Source organism: Yoonia sp. BS5-3 (assembly GCF_038069655.2).
In the GTDB taxonomy this organism is placed as follows: domain Bacteria; phylum Pseudomonadota; class Alphaproteobacteria; order Rhodobacterales; family Rhodobacteraceae; genus Yoonia; species Yoonia phaeophyticola.
This window is the reverse complement of the sequence record NZ_CP150951.2, coordinates 1,695,910-1,714,866: the sequence shown is the minus strand read 5'-3', so window position 1 is coordinate 1,714,866 and position 18,957 is coordinate 1,695,910. Positions and strand designations below refer to the sequence as shown.

16 protein-coding genes are annotated in these 18,957 nt (G+C 57.2%); 11 read left to right on the top strand and 5 right to left on the bottom strand.

Features of this window, described 5'->3' with window-relative positions; translation table 11 throughout:
- Window positions 1–3: 3 nt before the first annotated feature.
- A complete protein-coding gene (ilvD, locus tag AABB29_RS08640) occupies window positions 4–1,737 on the bottom strand; it encodes a dihydroxy-acid dehydratase (protein WP_341367314.1) in 1,734 nt (577 codons plus the stop codon).
- Window positions 1,738–1,924: 187 nt separating this feature from the next.
- On the opposite strand from ilvD, the gene AABB29_RS08635 reads away from it, so the two are divergent.
- The 5 genes from AABB29_RS08635 (at window position 1,925) to AABB29_RS08615 (ending at window position 6,181) form a co-directional block, all read left to right on the top strand.
- Window positions 1,925–2,752: a type II CAAX endopeptidase family protein gene (locus AABB29_RS08635; protein WP_341367315.1), complete on the top strand. Its 828-nt coding sequence runs from the start codon at window positions 1,925–1,927 to the stop codon at window positions 2,750–2,752.
- Window positions 2,753–2,844: 92 nt separating this feature from the next.
- Entirely contained in the window at window positions 2,845–3,798 is a 954-nt protein-coding gene (accD, locus tag AABB29_RS08630) for an acetyl-CoA carboxylase, carboxyltransferase subunit beta (RefSeq protein WP_341367316.1), read from the top strand.
- 29 nt (window positions 3,799–3,827) lie between these two features.
- Window positions 3,828–5,069, top strand: coding sequence for a folylpolyglutamate synthase/dihydrofolate synthase family protein (locus AABB29_RS08625; RefSeq protein WP_373636912.1), 1,242 nt, complete (start codon window positions 3,828–3,830; stop codon window positions 5,067–5,069).
- A complete protein-coding gene (locus AABB29_RS08620; protein ID WP_341367318.1) occupies window positions 5,066–5,572 on the top strand; it encodes a hypothetical protein in 507 nt (168 codons plus the stop codon). The genes AABB29_RS08625 and AABB29_RS08620 overlap by 4 nt, the downstream gene beginning before the upstream one ends.
- An 18-nt stretch (window positions 5,573–5,590) precedes the next feature.
- Window positions 5,591–6,181 (top strand): chloramphenicol phosphotransferase, encoded by a 591-nt coding sequence (locus tag AABB29_RS08615; RefSeq protein WP_341367319.1) that lies wholly within the window; start codon window positions 5,591–5,593, stop codon window positions 6,179–6,181.
- Window positions 6,182–6,343: 162 nt separating this feature from the next.
- Here the strand turns inward: AABB29_RS08615 and AABB29_RS08610 are convergent, their stop codons facing one another.
- Window positions 6,344–6,952 (bottom strand): hypothetical protein, encoded by a 609-nt coding sequence (locus tag AABB29_RS08610; protein ID WP_341367320.1) that lies wholly within the window; start codon window positions 6,950–6,952, stop codon window positions 6,344–6,346.
- Window positions 6,953–7,148: 196 nt separating this feature from the next.
- Window positions 7,149–7,868, bottom strand: a complete 720-nt coding sequence (locus AABB29_RS08605) for a MipA/OmpV family protein (protein WP_341367321.1) — start codon at window positions 7,866–7,868, stop codon at window positions 7,149–7,151.
- Between the two features lie 148 nt (window positions 7,869–8,016).
- Between AABB29_RS08605 and AABB29_RS08600 the strand changes: the two genes are divergently transcribed.
- From AABB29_RS08600 to fdhF, 4 genes are all read left to right on the top strand, one after another.
- Window positions 8,017–9,243 carry an AraC family transcriptional regulator gene (locus tag AABB29_RS08600; protein WP_341367322.1) on the top strand — a complete coding sequence of 409 codons (1,227 nt, stop codon included), beginning with the start codon at window positions 8,017–8,019 and terminating at the stop codon, window positions 9,241–9,243.
- A gap of 90 nt (window positions 9,244–9,333) precedes the next feature.
- Window positions 9,334–10,377: an alpha/beta hydrolase family protein gene (locus AABB29_RS08595; protein ID WP_373636878.1), complete on the top strand. Its 1,044-nt coding sequence runs from the start codon at window positions 9,334–9,336 to the stop codon at window positions 10,375–10,377.
- A 237-nt stretch (window positions 10,378–10,614) separates the two neighbouring features.
- On the top strand, window positions 10,615–11,241 hold the full coding sequence (locus tag AABB29_RS08590) for a hypothetical protein (protein WP_341367324.1): 627 nt from the start codon (window positions 10,615–10,617) through the stop codon (window positions 11,239–11,241).
- A gap of 485 nt (window positions 11,242–11,726) precedes the next feature.
- The gene (fdhF, locus tag AABB29_RS08585) at window positions 11,727–14,492 is read left to right on the top strand and encodes a formate dehydrogenase subunit alpha (RefSeq protein ID WP_341367325.1); all 2,766 of its coding nucleotides are present in this window, start codon (window positions 11,727–11,729) and stop codon (window positions 14,490–14,492) included.
- A gap of 64 nt (window positions 14,493–14,556) precedes the next feature.
- Here the strand turns inward: fdhF and AABB29_RS08580 are convergent, their stop codons facing one another.
- Window positions 14,557–14,700, bottom strand: coding sequence for a hypothetical protein (locus tag AABB29_RS08580; RefSeq protein WP_341367326.1), 144 nt, complete (start codon window positions 14,698–14,700; stop codon window positions 14,557–14,559).
- Between the two features lie 25 nt (window positions 14,701–14,725).
- A complete protein-coding gene (locus tag AABB29_RS08575) occupies window positions 14,726–15,955 on the bottom strand; it encodes a PAS-domain containing protein (protein ID WP_341367327.1) in 1,230 nt (409 codons plus the stop codon).
- Between the two features lie 141 nt (window positions 15,956–16,096).
- Between AABB29_RS08575 and AABB29_RS08570 the strand changes: the two genes are divergently transcribed.
- Window positions 16,097–18,061 (top strand): AMP-binding protein, encoded by a 1,965-nt coding sequence (locus AABB29_RS08570; RefSeq protein WP_341367328.1) that lies wholly within the window; start codon window positions 16,097–16,099, stop codon window positions 18,059–18,061.
- A 31-nt stretch (window positions 18,062–18,092) separates the two neighbouring features.
- Window positions 18,093–18,905: an ABC transporter ATP-binding protein gene (locus AABB29_RS08565; RefSeq protein ID WP_341367329.1), complete on the top strand. Its 813-nt coding sequence runs from the start codon at window positions 18,093–18,095 to the stop codon at window positions 18,903–18,905.
- Window positions 18,906–18,957 lie beyond the last annotated feature (52 nt).

The following is an 18,957-nucleotide window of genomic DNA, read 5'->3' as shown; positions in this document are numbered from 1 at the left end:
CTGTTACAAATCCATGTAGATGTGTTTTTCGGATTTTGCGCCGGGATGGGTGACAGCGCCTTGCTGCGCGCCGCCAACAAGCTGGGCATATTTCCACAGCGCACCAGATGCATAGATCGTCTCGCGCGGGCCTTTCCAGTTTTCGCGGCGGGTGGCCAGCTCTTCATCGCTCAGGGCGACAGACAATTCACCCGTAACCGCATTGATAGTAATCATATCGCCATCCTGCAAAAGACCAATCGGACCGGCATGGGCGGCCTCTGGCCCAACATGGCCAACACAGAAGCCGCGTGTCGCGCCCGAGAAACGACCATCCGTGATCAAAGCAACTTTTTTGCCCATGCCCTGACCAGACAGGGCGGCCGTGGTCGCCAGCATCTCGCGCATGCCCGGCCCGCCGGACGGGCCTTCATTACGGATCACCAGAACCTCGCCTTCTTTGTAGCCGCGGGCCTTGACGGCTTCGAACGCGTCTTCTTCGCATTCGAACACACGGGCTGGGCCGGTAAAGACTTGCTCGTCTTCGGACATGCCTGCGACTTTCACAATTGCGCCTTCAGGGGCCAAATTGCCCTTCAGACCAACAACGCCGCCGGTTTTTGTGATTGGTTTTTCGACAGGGTAGATCACGCGCCCATCCGCTTCGCCTTCGATCTTGTCCAGCTCTTCACCGATAGGGCGGCCGGACGCGGTCATGCAATCTTCGTGGATCAGACCCGCTTTGCGCAATTCCTTCATCACGACAGGCACACCGCCAACCTCATAAAGGTCTTTGGCCACATATTGCCCGCCCGGTTTCAGATCGACAAAATAGGGCGTGTCGTGGAAAATGTCACAGACATCAAACAGGTCAAAATCAATGCCTGCCTCATGGGCGATCGCGGGCAGGTGCAGACCCGCATTGGTGGACCCGCCCGTACAAGCAACGACACGGGCCGCGTTTTCCAGCGACTTGCGCGTAACGATATCACGGGCGCGGATGTTCTTTTCAAGAAGGTTCATCACCGCTTCGCCGCTGGCCTGTGCATATTGATCGCGGGATTCATATGGCGCTGGCGCACCGGCCGAATTCATCAGAGCGAGCCCAACAGCCTCGGACACACAGGCCATAGTATTGGCGGTAAACTGACCACCACAGGCGCCCGCACTGGGGCAGGCCACTTTTTCAAGAGCGCGCAGTTCTTCGTCTGAATTCGCACCAGCCTGATGGCGGCCCACGGCCTCGAACACATCCTGCACGGTGACGTCTTTGCCGTTAAACCGGCCTGGCATGATCGATCCGCCATACATAAAGACAGATGGGGTGTTCAGACGCACCATGGCCATCATCATACCGGGCAAAGATTTATCACATCCGGCAAGGCCCACAATCGCATCATAGCAATGGCCGCGCATTGTCAGCTCAACCGTGTCGGCGATCGCCTCGCGGCTGGCCAGGGATGAGCGCATACCCTCATGCCCCATTGCGATCCCGTCAGTGACGGTGATCGTGGTGAACTCACGCGGGGTACCATTGGCTGCTTTCACGCCAAGTTTGACGGCCTGGGCCTGCCGGTTCAAAGAGATGTTACAGGGGGCCGCTTCGTTCCAGCAGGTGGCGACGCCGATAAACGGCTCTGCGATATCCTCTTCATCAAGGCCCATCGCATAGTAATAGGACCGGTGCGGCGCGCGCGCAGGTCCCATCGTCACGTGGCGGCTAGGTAGATTGGTTTTGTCGGCCTTGCCTTTGAGCATCTCTTTGTCTCCCGGAAAACTATTGGGTTCGGGTCTAAATAGTGGGCGGGGCAGGCGCAAGGTTGAAGTCACGGTTGCAGCCTCGTCTGGGCCATGCGTAGATGGGAAAATGATAGATGATTACGGCCCCCACCAGGACTTTGTGCGCCCTGCCCGACACGTCACGCAACCAAGGATTGTGCTTGGGGTGGCTGCCATCTTTGCAATCGCATTTATCGGCACACCCTTTCTGCTTTCGATGGTGCTGCCGCTTGCAGCCCAGACGGCGCTTTATGAAGGCACCACTGTCAGTGGCTCGTTGGCGCAGTTTGGTATTTTCGGGATATCGGCACTGATCTTTGTCAAAGCAGTGCGCCGCTATCATGGGCGGGGGTTTTGGTCACTGATTGGGCCTTACCAGACCGCCTGGCATCACATGCGAAAGGTCGCCGTTGCGGTGGGTCTGTTGTTGATCTTGGTGCAAGTCGTCTTGCCATGGGGACAATGGGGCGAGCCATCGCTGGCCCATAATCCACTTGTCTGGTTGATGATTGTCCCCCTCGCGCTGGCCGCCATATTGATTCAGGTCATCACAGAAGAGATCGTCTTTCGCGGCTATTTGCAGCAACAGCTGGCCTGCCTGTCGACAAGCCGCTGGCTGTGGATGGGCGTGCCCTCAATCCTGTTTGGCGCGATCCATTTCTGGAACGGCAATAGCGGGCCCGAAGGGTTCGTTTATGCGATTTGGGCAGGAATGCTGGGGGCGGCCTGTGCCGATCTGACGGCCCGGACAGGGACATTGGGGGCAGCTATCGGCCTGCATCTGGGAACAAATGTGGCGGCAACACTGTTTGTCGCCGTTGATGAATGGCCCATGTCTGGCCTGGCGCTCTTTTTGTTGCCCTGCGTAAACGCCGATGAGGTCAGCGCCGAGATCGCAGCAATCGCGGGGCCTTGGATGACGTTCAGCATTTTGTTCAGCACGCTCTCAGTGCTGACAATGTGGCTGGCGGCCCGGGTCGCGCTGCGGCGGTGATAGGTGCGAAATTGCATGATCTGGTGGCCGGCTGCGATTGCATTTTCTGCCCTTGCAGCATATCTGGAACGGGTTAACCCAGAAGGCCGCCCATGAACTGGATCACCAACTACGTCCGCCCCACGATCAACTCGCTCTTTTCGCGCCGCGAAGTGCCCGAGAACCTGTGGACCAAATGCAGCGATTGCGGGACGATGTTGTTCCACCGGGAACTGGCGGACAATCTGAATGTCTGCACCAATTGCGGGCACCATATGCCCATTGGGGCGCGTGACCGGCTGCTTTCCATCTTTGATGGCGGCGTCTTCGTCGAGGTTGACGTGCCCGAACCTGTGGCCGATCCGCTGCATTTCCGGGATCAGAAACGCTATACCGACCGGATCAAAGAAGCGCGCCGCAAAACCGGCGAAAAGGACGCGATGCTTGTGGCCGAAGGCGAAATGGGCCGTACCGGTGTTGTTGTAGCCGTGCAGGACTTTTCCTTTATGGGCGGTTCAATGTCGATGTATGTCGGCAACGCTATCGTCGCTGCTGCCGAACGGGCTATCGAACTGGGCCGCCCCTTGGTTCTGTTCTCGGCCGCTGGCGGCGCACGGATGCAAGAGGGCATCCTGGGCCTGATGCAAATGCCCCGGACGACCATCGCCGTGCAGATGCTCAAAGAGGCGGGGCTGCCCTATATCGTTGTGTTGACGCACCCAACCACTGGCGGAGTGACAGCCTCTTACGCGATGCTGGGCGATGTACAAATCGCTGAACCCAATGCGTTGATCGGCTTTGCCGGTGCCCGCGTGATTGAACAAACCATCGGTGAGAAACTGCCTGAAGGGTTCCAACGCGCCGAATACCTGCTGGATCACGGGATGCTGGACCGCGTGACCAAGCGGACTGACCTGAAAGACGAACTGGTCACCATTATCCGCCTTTTGATGAAACAAGACCCGGCGATCAAAGGTGATCTGCCCGCGCCTGGAAACCTGTCTGAAATCAAACCACAAGAGCCGCTGCAACTGAGCGATCCAATCGCACCGGACGCGCCAAAGTGACAGCAAAATCCGATGTGATCCTGCAACGGATGCTGGCCTTGCACCCCAAGGTCATCGATCTGGTCCTTGATCGTGTCTGGACATTGCTGGACGCGCTGGACAACCCCCAGAACAAGCTGTCACCCGTCATTCATGTGGCAGGCACAAATGGCAAAGGTTCCACCCAGGCGATGATCCGCGCCGGGCTTGAGCATGGCGGCGCTGCAGTGCATGCCTATACCTCGCCGCATCTGGCCCGTTTTCACGAACGGATCAGACTGGCCGGCGATCTGATCTCGGAAGAGACCCTAACCGCCGTGCTGGATCGGTGTTATGCCGCCAATGACAGCGCGCCGATCACCTATTTTGAAATCACCACCGTTGCGGCCCTGTTGGCCTTTGCGGAAACTGCCGCAGATTACACCTTGCTTGAGGTTGGCTTGGGCGGGCGGCTTGATGCAACCAATGTGGTCGATACACCGGCGTTGACAATCATCACACCCGTGGATCTGGACCATCAGCAATTCCTTGGGGACACGCTGCCCGAAATAGCTGGCGAAAAGGCCGGGATCATCAAGCGCGGTGTCCCGTGCATTGTCGGCCCACAACATGATGAAGCCATGGATGTGATCGAAGCAGTCGCCGCGAAAAAAGGCGCGCCGCTTTTAGCATATGGACAGCATTGGCATGTTGCCTCTGAACGGGGACGGTTAGTCTATCAAGACGAAACCGGGTTGCTTGACCTGCCCCTGCCAAAACTTCCCGGGGCCCATCAGATCATGAATGCCGGGGCCGCGATTGCCGCCTTGCGCGCGCTTGGCCGAGAAGAAGCAGCATGCGAGGCCGCGCTGACGCAGGTTTATTGGCCCGCGCGGATGGAACGATTAACGGCAGGTGCGCTCGCGGATCGGGCAGGCACGGCCGAGCTTTGGCTGGACGGGGGGCACAACCCCGCGGCCGGGCGGGCCTTGGCACAATCGCTGCGCGCCCTGCCTGCCCGTCCTTTGCATCTGATTTGCGGGATGTTGAAAACCAAGGATATCAGTGGTTATCTCAGCCCGCTGGCTAACGTGGCCGATAGTCTAACGGGGGTTTCTATTCCGGGCGAGCAAAGCACATTGGACGCGGCTCAAACCGCCGCCGAGGCAGCCAAGCTGGGGCTGCAGGCGACGACAGCAGACAGTGTTGCCGAGGCAATTGACCAGATCGTGCAAAACGCACCACAGGCGCGTATTTTGATTTGCGGATCGCTCTATCTTGCTGGGGATGTGATGCGGGAGAACGTAAAATGATCAAAGCGGTATCCTTTGCGATATCCCTTGTGGCAAGCAGCGCGCATGCGGCGGATTTCTATTTCTGCTGGCAGGGGGCCAATGACTATACAATGACCGGGCAGATGTCGCTGAATCCATCAGCGTTGAACAAGCCTGTCGTGACACAGGACGATGTGACCCTATTCAAAATCGCCGGCTACCGCGAAGGTACGCTTTTGGGCAAATGGGACATAGCGACCCGCGGATCTGACGACCAATGGGTGCTCTATTTTGACCCTGCGCGCAACGCCTTCATGACGCCCGGGGATGTGGGGCTTGGGATCAGCCAGGCCTGGAACGCGGGCGGAGATGCCGATGATTGCGGTGACCCCGGCTTTGGGTTCAACCTTGGCAATTATGCGCAGGATTTCTGCCTGAACGGGCGCTGGGTTGAGGAAAGCGGTATGCCCCCCGAAACCACCTTTCTGGTCAGCCCAACCCCGGTTGACCCGCTCTGCCGGGTTTATGCACCGACAAGTTGACCGCGCAGGCCGTTGCATATGAGCGGACAGATCATCTTGCTGCACGGCCCCTCAAGCAGTGGAAAATCCACATTGGCGCTGGCGCTGCGCGATGCAGCCCCAATCCCCTTCTGGCATTTCTCAATCGATCATCTGCGCGACGCTGATGTTCTTCCAGGGCCGCGAACAGGTCAGGATGCCTTCAAGTGGTCCGCCCTGCGCAAGCCCTTTTTTGATGGGTTCCACGGTGCAATTGCCGCCTTTGCAAAGGCGGGAAACAATCTGATCATCGAGCATATTCTCGACGAGCCTGATTGGGTCGTCACGCTCAAACAGCTTCTGATGCCTTACGACGTGTTCTTTGTCGGGGTAGAGTGTGACATCGATACGTTGAACAGACGCGAAAAAGCACGGGGCGACCGGCCCATCGGTAGCGCTGCGCGTGATTACCAGACCGTCCACAGGGGCCGGGTCTATGATATCACTGTAAACGGCCAAGATGATGCCCTCAAGAACGCCGCGCTTATCCTAAAGCTTTGGGGAAGCGGCGTCAGAAGATCCGAATTCGCCGTGACCCCGGCAGCCGCCTCACGAATCGGTTCTTTGCCGATTCGCGAATCAGGGGATTGACCCCGAATCACTTCATCGCTTAGTGTCGCTTCCAACGCAAAGCACCCAAATAATCGGTGCGCGCGAGCAGTCTTGGCAGGGCGAGTTGGCGGGCTTTCGGGCCTGTCTTCTTGTGTTCATATCTCAAAGAAAAGACGCGCAGCTTCGCCGGGCAATACGGCTTTAACTGGACAATTGCATCAACAGCAATTCGCGCTGCGCGCAGCGTTGCTCATCACGGTAAAGCGGCGCGCCACGGGCAAGCCGGGTGGCCAGCGCAAGCTGGCGTTTCGCGGTTTTTTTGTCACCCGCTTTCAACGCGCTATACCCAGCGATCAAATGGGTGCGCGGGTGGTTTTCCTTGCAGGTGATGCTCTCAAGCGCGAAAAGCAAAGCTGCGTCATAATCCTTTTGAAAACAAGCACATGCAGCAAGCCCCGTCAGCGCAGGCGCGCGCAGGGGGCCGTAGACGGCAAGCACGGCAAAGGTCTGGACAGCCGCGCCGATCTGTCCGTTTTTAAAGGCGGTCATACCCGTGTCATAGGCGGCAACAGGACCCGCTGCGCATGTTGCGATCAACAGGGTCAGTTCTTCGGTGTCATCTGCCGAAAGCCCATGCTTTGCCAGAAACGCAGCCGCAGCATCATCGCCTCTGTCCGCAAAGCTGGCGACGACAAGGCGCGCAAGATCATCGGCTCCCATAGGCGCAGCCGTGGCTGGTGCCTTGGTTGAAACCTCGCTCAAATCAAAGGGCGATAAGAACAGATGTATGTCGTCCGCTTGATGAAACACCGAACAAATCCTTGCGCATAGTTTCCTATACTGTACCGGCGCTAGAAACCGCAAATGTACTATTAGGCACATTAGCCAGGTTTCTTGTCGTTGTTTTTGTATTTCGTGACAGGTCAGGTTTTGACCTGAAACCGGTCAACAAATCCTCGTGCAGCTGGGGCAGCCGTAACCAGCTGCCCCGGCTTTGACGCACACCCTAGAAAGTCATCATGACCCCAAGCCCGACATCGACAACGCCGTCCTTGTCGATAAGGGGGCTGTCCTCATGAACACTAAGATCTTGATAACCGACCTGCCCAAAGGCCACGATCTGATCTGTGATCGGATAGGCCGCTGTCAAACTGGCGAAGCCCGACACCGTATCATCGGCAGCAAACGCAGGGCGGGTGGCGGTCGCCTCATCCGCGCCGACCCCGAACAAATATTGGTTCAGTTCTGCATTACGATAGATGCCGCCGACCGACGCATCAAGCTGCAAATCGCCAATAGACATGACATAGCCCAAACTGGTGATAGCCTCGGCCCCATTATGGACGTCTGAGGCGTCCGTCATAATGTTGACCCCGGCATAGGCGTTGCCAAACTGCCATTGGGTCCCAATACCGATTTCGACAGCATCTTCACGCTCTAGACCTTCGAATAGATCGGTGTCGGGAAAACCGGGGGCTGCGCGATACCCCAGATGGGCGGTGATTTGGCCCTGATCGGTGCTGATAATCTTATAAGACAGACCATCCAACCCGATATGAAGTCTTTCAGTATCGTAGCTGGCGAATGGGATAATGCCGAATTCGTCCTCTGCGCCGGTATATATCCCATCAGAGCCGCCCGCGATCACGCCAAGTGTCCATTGGCCCTCAGCCGCTGCCTCTGTTGCGCCGCATGCCAGCAAGGCGGCCCAATAAAGTCGTTTCATCGTTTGATATCCTTTGTTGCGTGTTTTGATGGGCGCTCTATCGCCCGACCACGCTTGGCCGTCGTCCAGTTCCATAGGGACGGACATTTTCTGAGCCATTCGGACAGCAGCCACTGGCATCCCGACTGCTATTGAGACAGGTTGCGGCATGGACAATGCCATCGGCGAAATGATCGGTCTGGCCACACTGGCCATCGCGCTTTTCGGGGCGCTTTCTTGCGTCATGCAGGCGCAATTTCGGACGGTGTCGTACAGCTTTGCCCTGTTCCTTGTTGCGGTCGCACTGAACAACGCACCGCAGGCATTTTCCAACATGTTAACCGCGTGGGGCATCCCACCGGAAACACCGTTACTCTTTTCGCTGAACCTGACCACAGGGCTGTGTCTGGCGCCGTTTTTCTGGTTCTATGTCTTCACACTGACATCGACGGATCAAAAGCCGCCCGCTCGTTTATGGCGGCATCTGATCCTGCCAGCGATAGCGCTGATCCCCAATCTATGCATGATCTTCGTACCTACTGAGCTGTGGCTTGCGATCATGGATGGGGATGAGGCGGCACTTTCATCGCTCGGGCTTGTTTTGCTGGTGGTCGTTCTGTCGCTGCTTGATCTGGCGATCGTCGTTCAGATAGCCGTTTACCTGTTCTTTATCCTACGCCGCTTGACGCGATATCGCGCACGCCTGCGTGATGTTTATGCCAGCACCGAAGAACATGAGTTACGCTGGATCTATTTGATAGGAATCCTAGGCATCATCTTCTGGCTCGCGCAGCTCTTGATGGTTGGGATCGCGCTTGGTGTCGGCGGCGGCATGGCCGCACATAATGGCTTTTTGCTCGCGGGATTTGCGCTTTTTGCGGTCATGACTTTTTGGGGGCTGCGGCAAAGACCCCCCTTAGCCCCGGCAGAGCCCGACACCCCGCCGCTTGATCCCCCATCAGAGACGCCCGCCAAGGACGACACTGAGAAATATCAAAAATCTGCCCTGAACGCCGAAGCCGCTGCCCGGATCGCCCGCAAGCTACGGGCCGCCATGGAAATCGACCATCTGTACCGGGATCCAAACCTATCGCTATGGGCATTGGCCAGCCATGTGGGGGCGACGCCAAACTATATCTCGCAAACCCTGAATGAGGTGATTGGCGAAAGCTTCTTCGACTTCGTGAACAGACACCGTATTGCCGAGGCCATGGAACTGCTCACGCAAAGCGATGAAACCGTTCTCAACATCACCTATGATGTCGGTTTCAACGCACGCTCATCATTCTATACGGCGTTTAAGAAGGTGACGGGTCAAACTCCGAGCAGTTATCGAAAATCAATGTCCGTCCGGGAGGGATCGGACGACGCAACAGGACAATTGCACGAAACCTGATCGCATCAACAAACGATCAGGAAGTTCAAAATGTCTTTTTTCAATTCTCGTGCAGATACGCGTCCCAACCGAACCAGACAACGGGGCCGGATGACGTTCTTTGCTGTAACCGCTGCCGTTGTTCTATCGGCCTGTGGGGCGGTATCGCAAATCGCCAAACGTCCCCAAGACCCGGTGGACCGCCCCTACAAGGTTGAAACCGTCCGGTTTCCGGGCGGTTCCGGCGTCACCCTCGCAGGGGAGCTGACGATGCCTTTGGCAGGTGACGCGTTCAAGGCTGTCGTGCTAGTCTCAGGCTCTGGCCCGCAGGACCGGGATGAGGCGCTGGCTGGCCATAGGCCATTTCTTGTTCTGTCCGATCACCTGACGCGTGCCGGTTTCGCGGTGCTGCGCTACGATGATCGGGGCTTTGGACAAAGCACGGGCGCGTTTGACACAGCCGATCTGCATGATTTCGCTGCCGACGCGGCCGGCGCCTTCCGCTTTCTTGCCGCACGGCCCGACGTGGATGCCTCATCGGTTGGGTTTATCGGCCAATCCGAAGGGGGCGTAATCGCGCCGCTTGCCGCAGATCAGGTCGATCCGGCTTTCATGGTCTTTCTGGCAGCCCCTGCACGTCAACTTTTCCCCGATGTCCTGGCAACGCAATTGGCAGATATCGCGCGGGTCGAAGGGGCCAGTGAAGCTGAAATTGCGGCAAGCGACACCATCGTGCGCGATGGGTCTGCAATTTTGGGGCGCAACGCGCCGCTTTCCCAAATCCGCGCGGATCTGGACGCATACCTAAAAAGCCAAGGTTTGGGCCGGACAGAGCGCCGGACCTATCTGGATCAATTCGCAACACGTTGGGGCATCAGCCACGCAAGACACGATCCCGCTGCCGCCCTGCGACGGCTGCGCATGCCCGTACTTGCGCTGTTTGGCGAGAAGGATTTGCAGGTCTCTGCCACCTACGAAGCGCCTGCAATGCGTGCAGCCTTGCGCCACCCGCGTTCGAAGGTGCAGGTCATCGGCGGTGCAAACCATCTTTTCCAACCGGCTGGGTCTGGCCACCCTTCGGAATATGAAAAGATAGACATCACTCTATCTACCAGCGTGTTGAACCTGATCAGTGATTGGATGGGCGCACGGTGAATGGACTGCACACGATCCCATCAAGCCCCATCAAACGAATAATTGCATGAAAATCAGGACCCATCTGCACCCCGCCCAGCGCAGGCTTGCAGTGGCAACGCAATGGGTCCTTTTCCAAAACTGTGTCGAATGGGGACCAATACAGGATTTATTGTCGGGGCCGTCTTAGTTTCGTCCACTTTTTGTCAATCCTGTTCCGATAAAGCGCAAAACGACTTTTCTTACAGGAGCGACAAAATGAAGAATTTCTGCCTGGCCTGTGTGGCCGCAATCTGTGCAAACGCCGCGACGGCGCAAGAGGCTGGGGATGTCTCGGTCGCTTTGGGCGTATCGACACTGGGCGCCAATATTGAGGCCGCCTATCAGATTGATCCAACTTACCGGGTGCGTGGCGCACTGATCGGCGGGATCGATTTTGATTATGAAGAAAGCGACGACGAGGCAGATTTCGAAGGCAGTATCGAACTGGGCGGCCTGGCTTTGATTGGCGATTTCTATCCACTGCAGAACGGATGGCGCGTGTCTGGCGGACTGTTGTTTTCCAACTCGGAACTCAGCGCGACTGGCACCGCCGATATTGAAGGTCTCGGCGAAGAAGACGTCACCATATCAGCCGCTTTCGTAAATGATATCGCCCCGATGATCACAACCGGCTATGATGCGAATTTCGGGGATAGCGGCTGGGCCTTCAACACCGAGGCGGGGCTGATCTTCACCGGTGGAATCGATTTGAGTTTTGACGCCGACAATGCCGCTGTGCAGGATCAGGTCGATGATGACCCAGACGTCCAAGAGGCGCAATCTGATGCCGAGGATATCACGCTTTATCCTTACGTGTCTCTATCGGTATCATACCGTTTTTAAACATCTTTGTAATGCCGGGCGGATGAACACCGCCTGGCAACTTTACCAGACAACGCGGCCATCCGCGCATATGGCAGTCGCAGGGTTTGGATTATGAACGGCCCGTGATATGCTTTGCTGATTAGCAAGGTAATTTTCGATGCGTGTCAGTCGTTTTATGTTGCTTGCGATGTCCGCGCCGCAATCGCGGAACGGTGCAAGCTTGGTGGTTATGTTAGGCTCACCTGATGGGTCTATTCCAAAGATGACAGGGCAAGAGCGCCCGAAACCATCGCCGCGCCAATTGGCCTTTATGTCTCTGCTTCGGGCGCAGGCGAAAGGGGATCAATCCTAGGGTCAGCTCCGCCTGCCCTGCCTCCCAAACGAAACGCTTGCAACGCATCGGAAATCTGACATGGCGCAAATGCGCGTCCTGCAGTCGCGCATGACCTTTCGGCGGCGGCGCACGCATGCTGTATTCTGTCCATCAACCTGGGAGAGCCGCAATGTCAGACCAGATCACCTTTACCCTAGACGGGGCAACCGTGACCGCAAGGCCAGGCGAAACGATCTGGGAAGTCGCCAATGGGCGCGGTCTGGTGATCCCGCATCTGTGCCATAAACCCGCGCCGGGCTACCGCTCTGACGGCAATTGCCGGGCCTGTATGGTCGCGATTGAGGGCGAACGTGCGCTTGCGGCCTCATGCATCCGCGAGCCCAGCGAAGGCATGGTCGTGACAACGGATCAACCGCGCGAAAGACAGGCGCGCAAGATGGTCATGGAACTTCTTGTGGCCGACCAGCCGGAACAAGAGGTTGCGCATGACAGATCCAGCCATCTTTGGGACATGGCGCAAAAACAAGATATCAGCGAAAGCCGCTTCCCGACGATGGCAAGCGATCACGTCCCGCTGCTTGATGACAGCCATGTGGCCATGTCCGTCAATCTGGATGCCTGCATTCAATGCGGGCTTTGCGTGCGCGCCTGCCGCGAAGTACAGGTCAATGACGTGATCGGCATGGCCGGACGGGGCCATAACGCATATCCGGTTTTCGACATGGATGACCCTATGGGCGCATCGTCCTGCGTGGCATGCGGCGAATGCGTTCAGGCCTGCCCCACTGGCGCGCTACTCCCCGCGACTGTCACTGATGAAAATCAACATGGCGACACCAAGGATTACGATCGCGAGGTCAAAAGCGTCTGCCCCTTCTGCGGTGTGGGTTGTCAGGTCAGCCTCAAGGTCAAGGATGACAAGGTCAAATTCGTCGAAGGGATCAATGGCCCCGCCAATGAAGGGCGGCTTTGCGTCAAGGGGCGTTTTGGGTTCGACTATATCCATCACGGCCACCGGCTGACCAAACCCCTGATCCGCCGCGCGGATGCACCCGCAAAGGGGTTAAATGTGGACCCTGGCAATTGGCAGGCCCACTTCCGGGAAGCTAGCTGGGATGAAGCGCTTGATGTTGCCGCAAAGGGGCTGAAGGATATTGGCGGAACCGGGGTCGCGGGGTTCGGCTCGGCTAAATGTACCAATGAAGAGGCCTACCTGTTTCAAAAGCTGATCCGCCAGGGCTTTGGCCATAACAATGTCGATCACTGCACCCGGCTGTGCCACGCATCCTCTGTGGCTGCGTTGATGGAGAACGTGGGCTCAGGTGCTGTAACTGCGACGTTTAACGAGATCGAAAATGCAGATGTGGCCATCGCCATCGGATGCAACCCCATCGAAAACCACCCCGTGGCGGCGACCTATTTCAAACAGTTTACCAAGCGTGGCGGCAAACTGATCGTGATGGATCCACGCGGGCAGGCGCTCAAGCGGTTTGCCAGCCACATGCTGCAGTTCCGCCCTGGTGCAGACGTGTCGATGCTGAACGCCATCATGCATGTGATCGTCAAAGAAGAGCTTTACGACCGGCAATATATCGAAGCCTACACAGAAAACTGGGAGGCCGAGAAGACGCATCTGGCCGATTTTTCGCCTGAAAAGATGGAAGCCATCTGCGGCATCCCGGCCGAGACATTGCGCGACGTTGCCCGGACCTTTGCCGGGGCGAAAGCGGCCATGATTTTCTGGGGGATGGGTGTGTCCCAACACATCCATGGCACCGACAATTCGCGCTGCCTGATCAGCCTTGCGCTGATGACGGGTCAAGTGGGCCGCCCCGGCGCCGGTCTGCACCCCCTGCGCGGTCAGAATAACGTGCAAGGCGCGTCTGATGCCGGTCTGATCCCGATGTTCCTGCCCGACTATCAGCCCGTCGGGGATGAGGGCGTGCGCAACGCATTCCAAGAGATCTGGGATGAGGGCACAATCGACCCGAATAAAGGGCTGACCGTCACGGAAATTCTGGATGCCGTCCATGCGGGCGACATTCATGGGATGTATATCTTGGGCGAAAACCCTGCCATGTCCGACCCGGATGTCGAACATGCACGCGACGCATTGGCCAAGCTAAAGCATCTTGTCGTGCAGGATATCTTTATCACCGAAACCGCCAATTTCGCAGATGTGATCCTGCCTGCCTCGGCCTTTGCCGAAAAGACAGGCACCGTCACCAATACGAACAGGCAGGTACAAATGGGTCGCCCCGCTGTGCCGCCGCCCGGCGAAGCGAAAGAGGATTGGTGGATTACCACCCAGCTGGCGAAACGGCTCGGGCTTGGCTGGACCTATGATCATCCATCGCAGGTCTTCACCGAGATGGGTAAATCCATGAAATCCCTCAGCAATATCACTTGGGACCGGCTTGAAGAACAAAACGCCGTCACCTACCCCTCTTTGTCGGCCGATGATCCTGGGCAGCCGATTGTCTTTGGCGATGGATTCCCACGGGAAAATGGGCGGGCCAAATTTACACCTGCCAGCGTCATCCCCCCGGATGAAGCGCCCGATGCGGAATATCCGATGATCATGACGACGGGTCGACAGCTGGAACATTGGCACACCGGGTCCATGACCCGCCGGTCCAAGGTGCTGGACGCGGTCGAGCCCGAGGCAAACTGTTCGCTTCACCCATCGACCCTGCGCAAGCTGGGTGTAGAGCCGGGCGGCATGGTCCGCCTGTCGACCCGGCGCGGCAGTATTGAGATTATGGCCCGCTCAGACCGGGCGGTGGCCCCTGACATGGTGTTTGTGCCCTTCGCCTATGTCGAAGCGGCAGCGAACGTGCTGACCAACCCGGCGGTGGACCCTTACGGGAAGATCCCTGAATTTAAATTCGCGGCGGTTCGGATTGAAAGGGCAGACTCTATCGCAGCAGAGTAAAGAACATTATCTGTTATTCTGGGTCGCCATTAACAATGCCTGCATACACGATATCATCGTCACTTCATTGAATGGGGGCGATCACGGCATCGCTGGCAATCAAGCCATCGATTTTTCCGCCCACACCCTGCCAGGCGACGGTGCCATAAAAATCCTGTTTGATGAGTGGATTGTCGCAGACTGCTATATCCGGGATGAAGGTAGTCATAAATTTTTCTATGAGGATCAAACCCTTAACCGATCCACTCCACATCGGCGGTAAAGACATACCCGGCCCCATAGATTGTGCGCAGTAGCCTTGGGGATTTGGCGGGATCTTTTAGTTTCTGCCGCAGCCGGGCGATGCGCACGTCAAGCGTCCGGTCAGAACAAGCAGGACCAGGAACTGCCTGATGCACCTCGGCGCGGGATATGACCCGATTGGCGTTTTCCAGAAAGGCGCGTAGCAACGCCGCCTCGGCCAGAGTCAGGTGAACCGGCGGCGTTGGAGGTTTTGAGATCAGCTCTAAACTCTCCAGCTTAGCGGTCCATTCCCCGAACCGCGCGATGCTTTTGCCTGCGCTGGCCGCCTGCATTTCGGACCCGTTGGAATGGGTGATATCCATCGACAAAACATAGACGCCGGTGACCGCATTGGCGGCGTTTGTATCAGGCGTAAAGGCCGCCCGGATTTGATAGCCGCTTTGCGGATCGGTGAATTCAACCACTTTCGGCTCTCCCGACATCGCCGATCTTAGGGCAGGGGTGATTGCGTCATAGATGGGCGCGCCCAGCACCTCGCGCGCTGTGTGCCCAACGATATTTTCTGCCCCATTGGCCGGTTTCAGCGGCAACCGTTGGTTGGTGTATGTATATCGTTCGTCCAGATCGAGCCGGGCGATATGGGCGGGCGTTGTTTCTGCGGCCAGCCGGATACGGGCCTCTGCCGCCTCAAGGTGCTGCTGGGTTTCATGCAGCCGATTGATCGTCGCTTCAAGGGCCCGGTTGGTGCGGGCCAGTTCTTCGGACCGGTCCAGCAGTCTGTCCGACAGCTCATCCGAGCGCGAGCGCAGCATTTCCTCTTGCCGCCGCACCTCTGTGATATCGGTATAGACCGTCACCCAACCGCCTTGGCGCAGCGGACCACCCTCGACCGAGACCCATTGCCCGTTCGCCCGTTCACGCTCCATATAATGCTGCTCAAAGGTCAGCGCCTGCCGCACCCGTTGATCGACAAAGGCTTTCAGATCGCCAACTTCGCCATATTCGCCCTTTGTCGCCAGATGCCAGATGGTTTCGGCAAAATCCGCCCCGGGTTCGCACAGGCTTGCAGGCAGCGCGAACATTGCCCCAAATTGACGGTTCGCGAAGATCAGTTTCAGGTCATCGCCATAGATCGACAGGCCCTGTTGGATCAGGTTCAGCCCCGATTTCAACATCACAGATGTCGCGCGGGATCGGTGAAGGGTATCGGCAAGTTGCATGATTAGCCTGTAACATTTTGTTGTATTTGGATGCAAATAAGAAAGAATTGACAGGTTCCGACAACCTCGCCCATGCTCAAATCAGCAGGAATCACGTGTCCTGCAAAACAAGCCGGTAACGGCGGTCAGGGAGGAGATCACGTGACGAATTCAACGGCCCTTGAGGAGGGGCTGCGCGCGATTCCGGATTTGCTGAAACGCAATGTCGCCCTGCATGGGGACAAGGCAGCGTATCGCGAAAAGGAATTTGGGATCTGGCAAAGCTGGACCTGGGCGCAAGCTGCCGCTGAAATTGACGCACTCGCTGCGGGGTTTCTGACCTTGGGCGCAACGCAGGGCGATCATATCGCGATCACGGGCCGCAACCGCCCTGCGCTTTATTGGGCGATGGTGGCCGCGCAAAAGATTGGCTGCGTGCCTGTCCCGCTTTATGCCGATGCGGCAGCCGAGGAAATCGCCTATGCGCTCGATCATTGCGGTGCACGTTTTGTTGTGGCCGGGGATCAGGAACAGGTCGACAAAATTGCAGATGTGCGCGACCAGCTGACCGTGCTGGACCATGTGGTCTATTTGGATGGGCGCGGCCTGCGCAAATATGATCACAGCCAAATGACATCCTATGCGGACCTGCAAGAGGCGGGGCGCAAAGCGGATATGATGGGCGAAGTCACCGCGCGCAGCGACGCGCTTGGCCTCGATGATACCTGCGTGATGCTCTATACTTCAGGCACCACCGGGCGGCCCAAAGGGGTGGTGCTGTCCAATCGCAATGTGATTGAGACCTCGAAAAATTCAGCTGAATTTGACGATCTGAAAGCCGGGGATGAGGTGCTAGCCTATCTGCCCATGGCCTGGGTGGGCGATTTCATCTTTTCCATCGGGCAATCCATGTGGACCGGCTTTTGCGTCAATTGCCCTGAAAGCGCCGATACGATGATGACCGATCTGCGCGAGATCGGCCCGACCTATTACTTTGCCCCGCCGCGCGTGTTTGAACAGCAGCTGACCAATGTGATGATCCGGATGGAGGATGCGGGCCGGTTCAAAAAATGGCTGTTTGACAAATACATGGCCGTTGGGCGCGATATCGGGCCGAAGATCTTGGATGGTCAGGCGGTCTCGGCCATGGATCGGCTGCGCTACCTTTTGGCTGATTGGCTGGTGATCGGGCCTTTGAAAAACACGCTTGGCCTCAGCCGCGTGCGTGTGGGCTATACGGCGGGTGAGGCGATTGGCCCCGAGATTTTCGATTTCTACCGCGCGCTGGGGATCAATCTTAAACAGCTTTACGGGCAGACCGAAGCGACGGTGTTTATCACCCAGCAGCCTGATGGTCAGGTCCGCTCAGACACGGTTGGGGTGCCCAGCCCGGGGGTTGAGTTGAAGATCGCGGAAAGTGGCGAGGTGTTTTACCGCTCGCCCGGCGTTTTTGTTGAGTATTACAAGAACCCCGACAGCACCGCCTCAACCAAAGATGCCGAAGGTTGGGTGGCGACTGGTGATGCCGGGTTTATCGAAGAGGGCACAGGCCATCTACGGATCATCGACAGGGCCAAGGATGTCGGCAAAATGGCCTCCGGTGCGCTGTTTGCCCCGAAATACGTGGAAAACAAGCTGAAATTCTATCCCAATATCCTTGAGGCCGTCGTCTTTGGCGCAGGCCGCGATCACTGCGTGGCCTTCATCAATATTGATCTGACCGCCGTCGGCAATTGGGCCGAGCGGAACAATATCGCCTATTCCAGCTATCAGGAATTGTCACAAAACCCACAGGTGCTTGAAACGATTGAGGGCCATGTCGCCGAGGTGAATAAATCAGTGGCGGCTGACCCGATGCTGGCGGGCTGCCAGATCCATCGTTTTCTTGTGTTGCATAAGGAACTGGATGCCGATGACGGCGAAATGACCCGCACCCGAAAGGTCCGCCGGCGGATTGTCGAGGACAAATTCGCAGACCTGATCGACGCGCTCTATAGCGGCAAACCCGAGGTCTATACCGAAACCGAAGTCACCTATGAGGACGGGCGCAAAGGCAAGATCGCCGCGACGCTTGATTTGCGCGATGCGCATGTTGTGGCCGCCAACCAACAGGTGGCGGCGGAATGACGAAAGCGCGTATCTTTTGGCGGAGAGGCTTATGCTAGATCAAAGCTATGTCACAGAGGACGGTCGCACCATCGGTAACATACTGATGGATATGAAAAATATCACTCTTCGCTTTGGCGGGGTTGAGGCGATCAAAGATATTTCCTTTGACATCCGCGAGGGTGAGATCCGCGCCATTATCGGGCCGAATGGTGCGGGCAAGTCATCGATGCTGAATGTCATCTCGGGCTTTTATCACCCCCAAGACGGCGAGGTGTGGTTTCGTGGCCAAAAGCGCCCGCCGATGAAGCCCTATCAGGTCGCCCGTCTGGGCATTGCCCGCACCTTTCAGAACATCGCCCTTTTTGAAGGGATGAGCGTTCTGAACAACGTCATGACCGGCCGTTTGACCCATATGAAAAGCAATATGCTGTCCCAGGCGATCTGGCGCGGCAAGGCCGAACGCGAAGAGGTAGAAAACCGCGAAAAAGTCGAGCAAATCATTGATTTTCTTGAGATTCAGGCAATCCGCAAAACCCCTGTGGGCCGCTTGCCCTATGGGCTGAAAAAGCGGGTCGAACTGGCCCGCGCGCTGGCGGCCGAACCGAAGCTGTTGCTGCTCGATGAACCGATGGCGGGTATGAATGTCGAAGAGAAAGAGGACATGTCCCGCTTTATTCTGGATGTGAATGATGAGTTTGGCACAACCATCGCGCTGATCGAGCACGATATGGGCGTTGTGATGGACCTGTCCGACCGGGTTGTTGTGATGGATTACGGGCGCAAGATTGGTGATGGCACGCCTGATGAGGTGCGTGGCAACCAAGAGGTGATCGATGCCTATCTGGGGGTGGCGCATGACTGATTTCAAGCAGCCAGATTGCGTACAGAACCCGTACAGCACCTGTACACACACC

What these genes read in the sequence shown, in the direction of transcription:
- ilvD (WP_341367314.1), bottom strand. Translation starts at nt 1,737, where the DNA reads ATGCTCAAAGGCAAGGCCGACAAAACCAATCTACCTAGCCGCCACGTG.
- accD (WP_341367316.1), top strand. Translation starts at nt 2,845, where the DNA reads ATGAACTGGATCACCAACTACGTCCGCCCCACGATCAACTCGCTCTTT.
- AABB29_RS08625 (WP_373636912.1), top strand. Translation starts at nt 3,828, where the DNA reads ATGCTGGCCTTGCACCCCAAGGTCATCGATCTGGTCCTTGATCGTGTC.
- AABB29_RS08620 (WP_341367318.1), top strand. Translation starts at nt 5,066, where the DNA reads ATGATCAAAGCGGTATCCTTTGCGATATCCCTTGTGGCAAGCAGCGCG.
- AABB29_RS08615 (WP_341367319.1), top strand. Translation starts at nt 5,591, where the DNA reads ATGAGCGGACAGATCATCTTGCTGCACGGCCCCTCAAGCAGTGGAAAA.
- AABB29_RS08605 (WP_341367321.1), bottom strand. Translation starts at nt 7,868, where the DNA reads ATGAAACGACTTTATTGGGCCGCCTTGCTGGCATGCGGCGCAACAGAG.
- AABB29_RS08600 (WP_341367322.1), top strand. Translation starts at nt 8,017, where the DNA reads ATGGACAATGCCATCGGCGAAATGATCGGTCTGGCCACACTGGCCATC.
- AABB29_RS08595 (WP_373636878.1), top strand. Translation starts at nt 9,334, where the DNA reads ATGACGTTCTTTGCTGTAACCGCTGCCGTTGTTCTATCGGCCTGTGGG.
- AABB29_RS08590 (WP_341367324.1), top strand. Translation starts at nt 10,615, where the DNA reads ATGAAGAATTTCTGCCTGGCCTGTGTGGCCGCAATCTGTGCAAACGCC.
- fdhF (WP_341367325.1), top strand. Translation starts at nt 11,727, where the DNA reads ATGTCAGACCAGATCACCTTTACCCTAGACGGGGCAACCGTGACCGCA.
- AABB29_RS08580 (WP_341367326.1), bottom strand. Translation starts at nt 14,700, where the DNA reads ATGACTACCTTCATCCCGGATATAGCAGTCTGCGACAATCCACTCATC.
- AABB29_RS08575 (WP_341367327.1), bottom strand. Translation starts at nt 15,955, where the DNA reads ATGCAACTTGCCGATACCCTTCACCGATCCCGCGCGACATCTGTGATG.
- AABB29_RS08565 (WP_341367329.1), top strand. Translation starts at nt 18,093, where the DNA reads ATGCTAGATCAAAGCTATGTCACAGAGGACGGTCGCACCATCGGTAAC.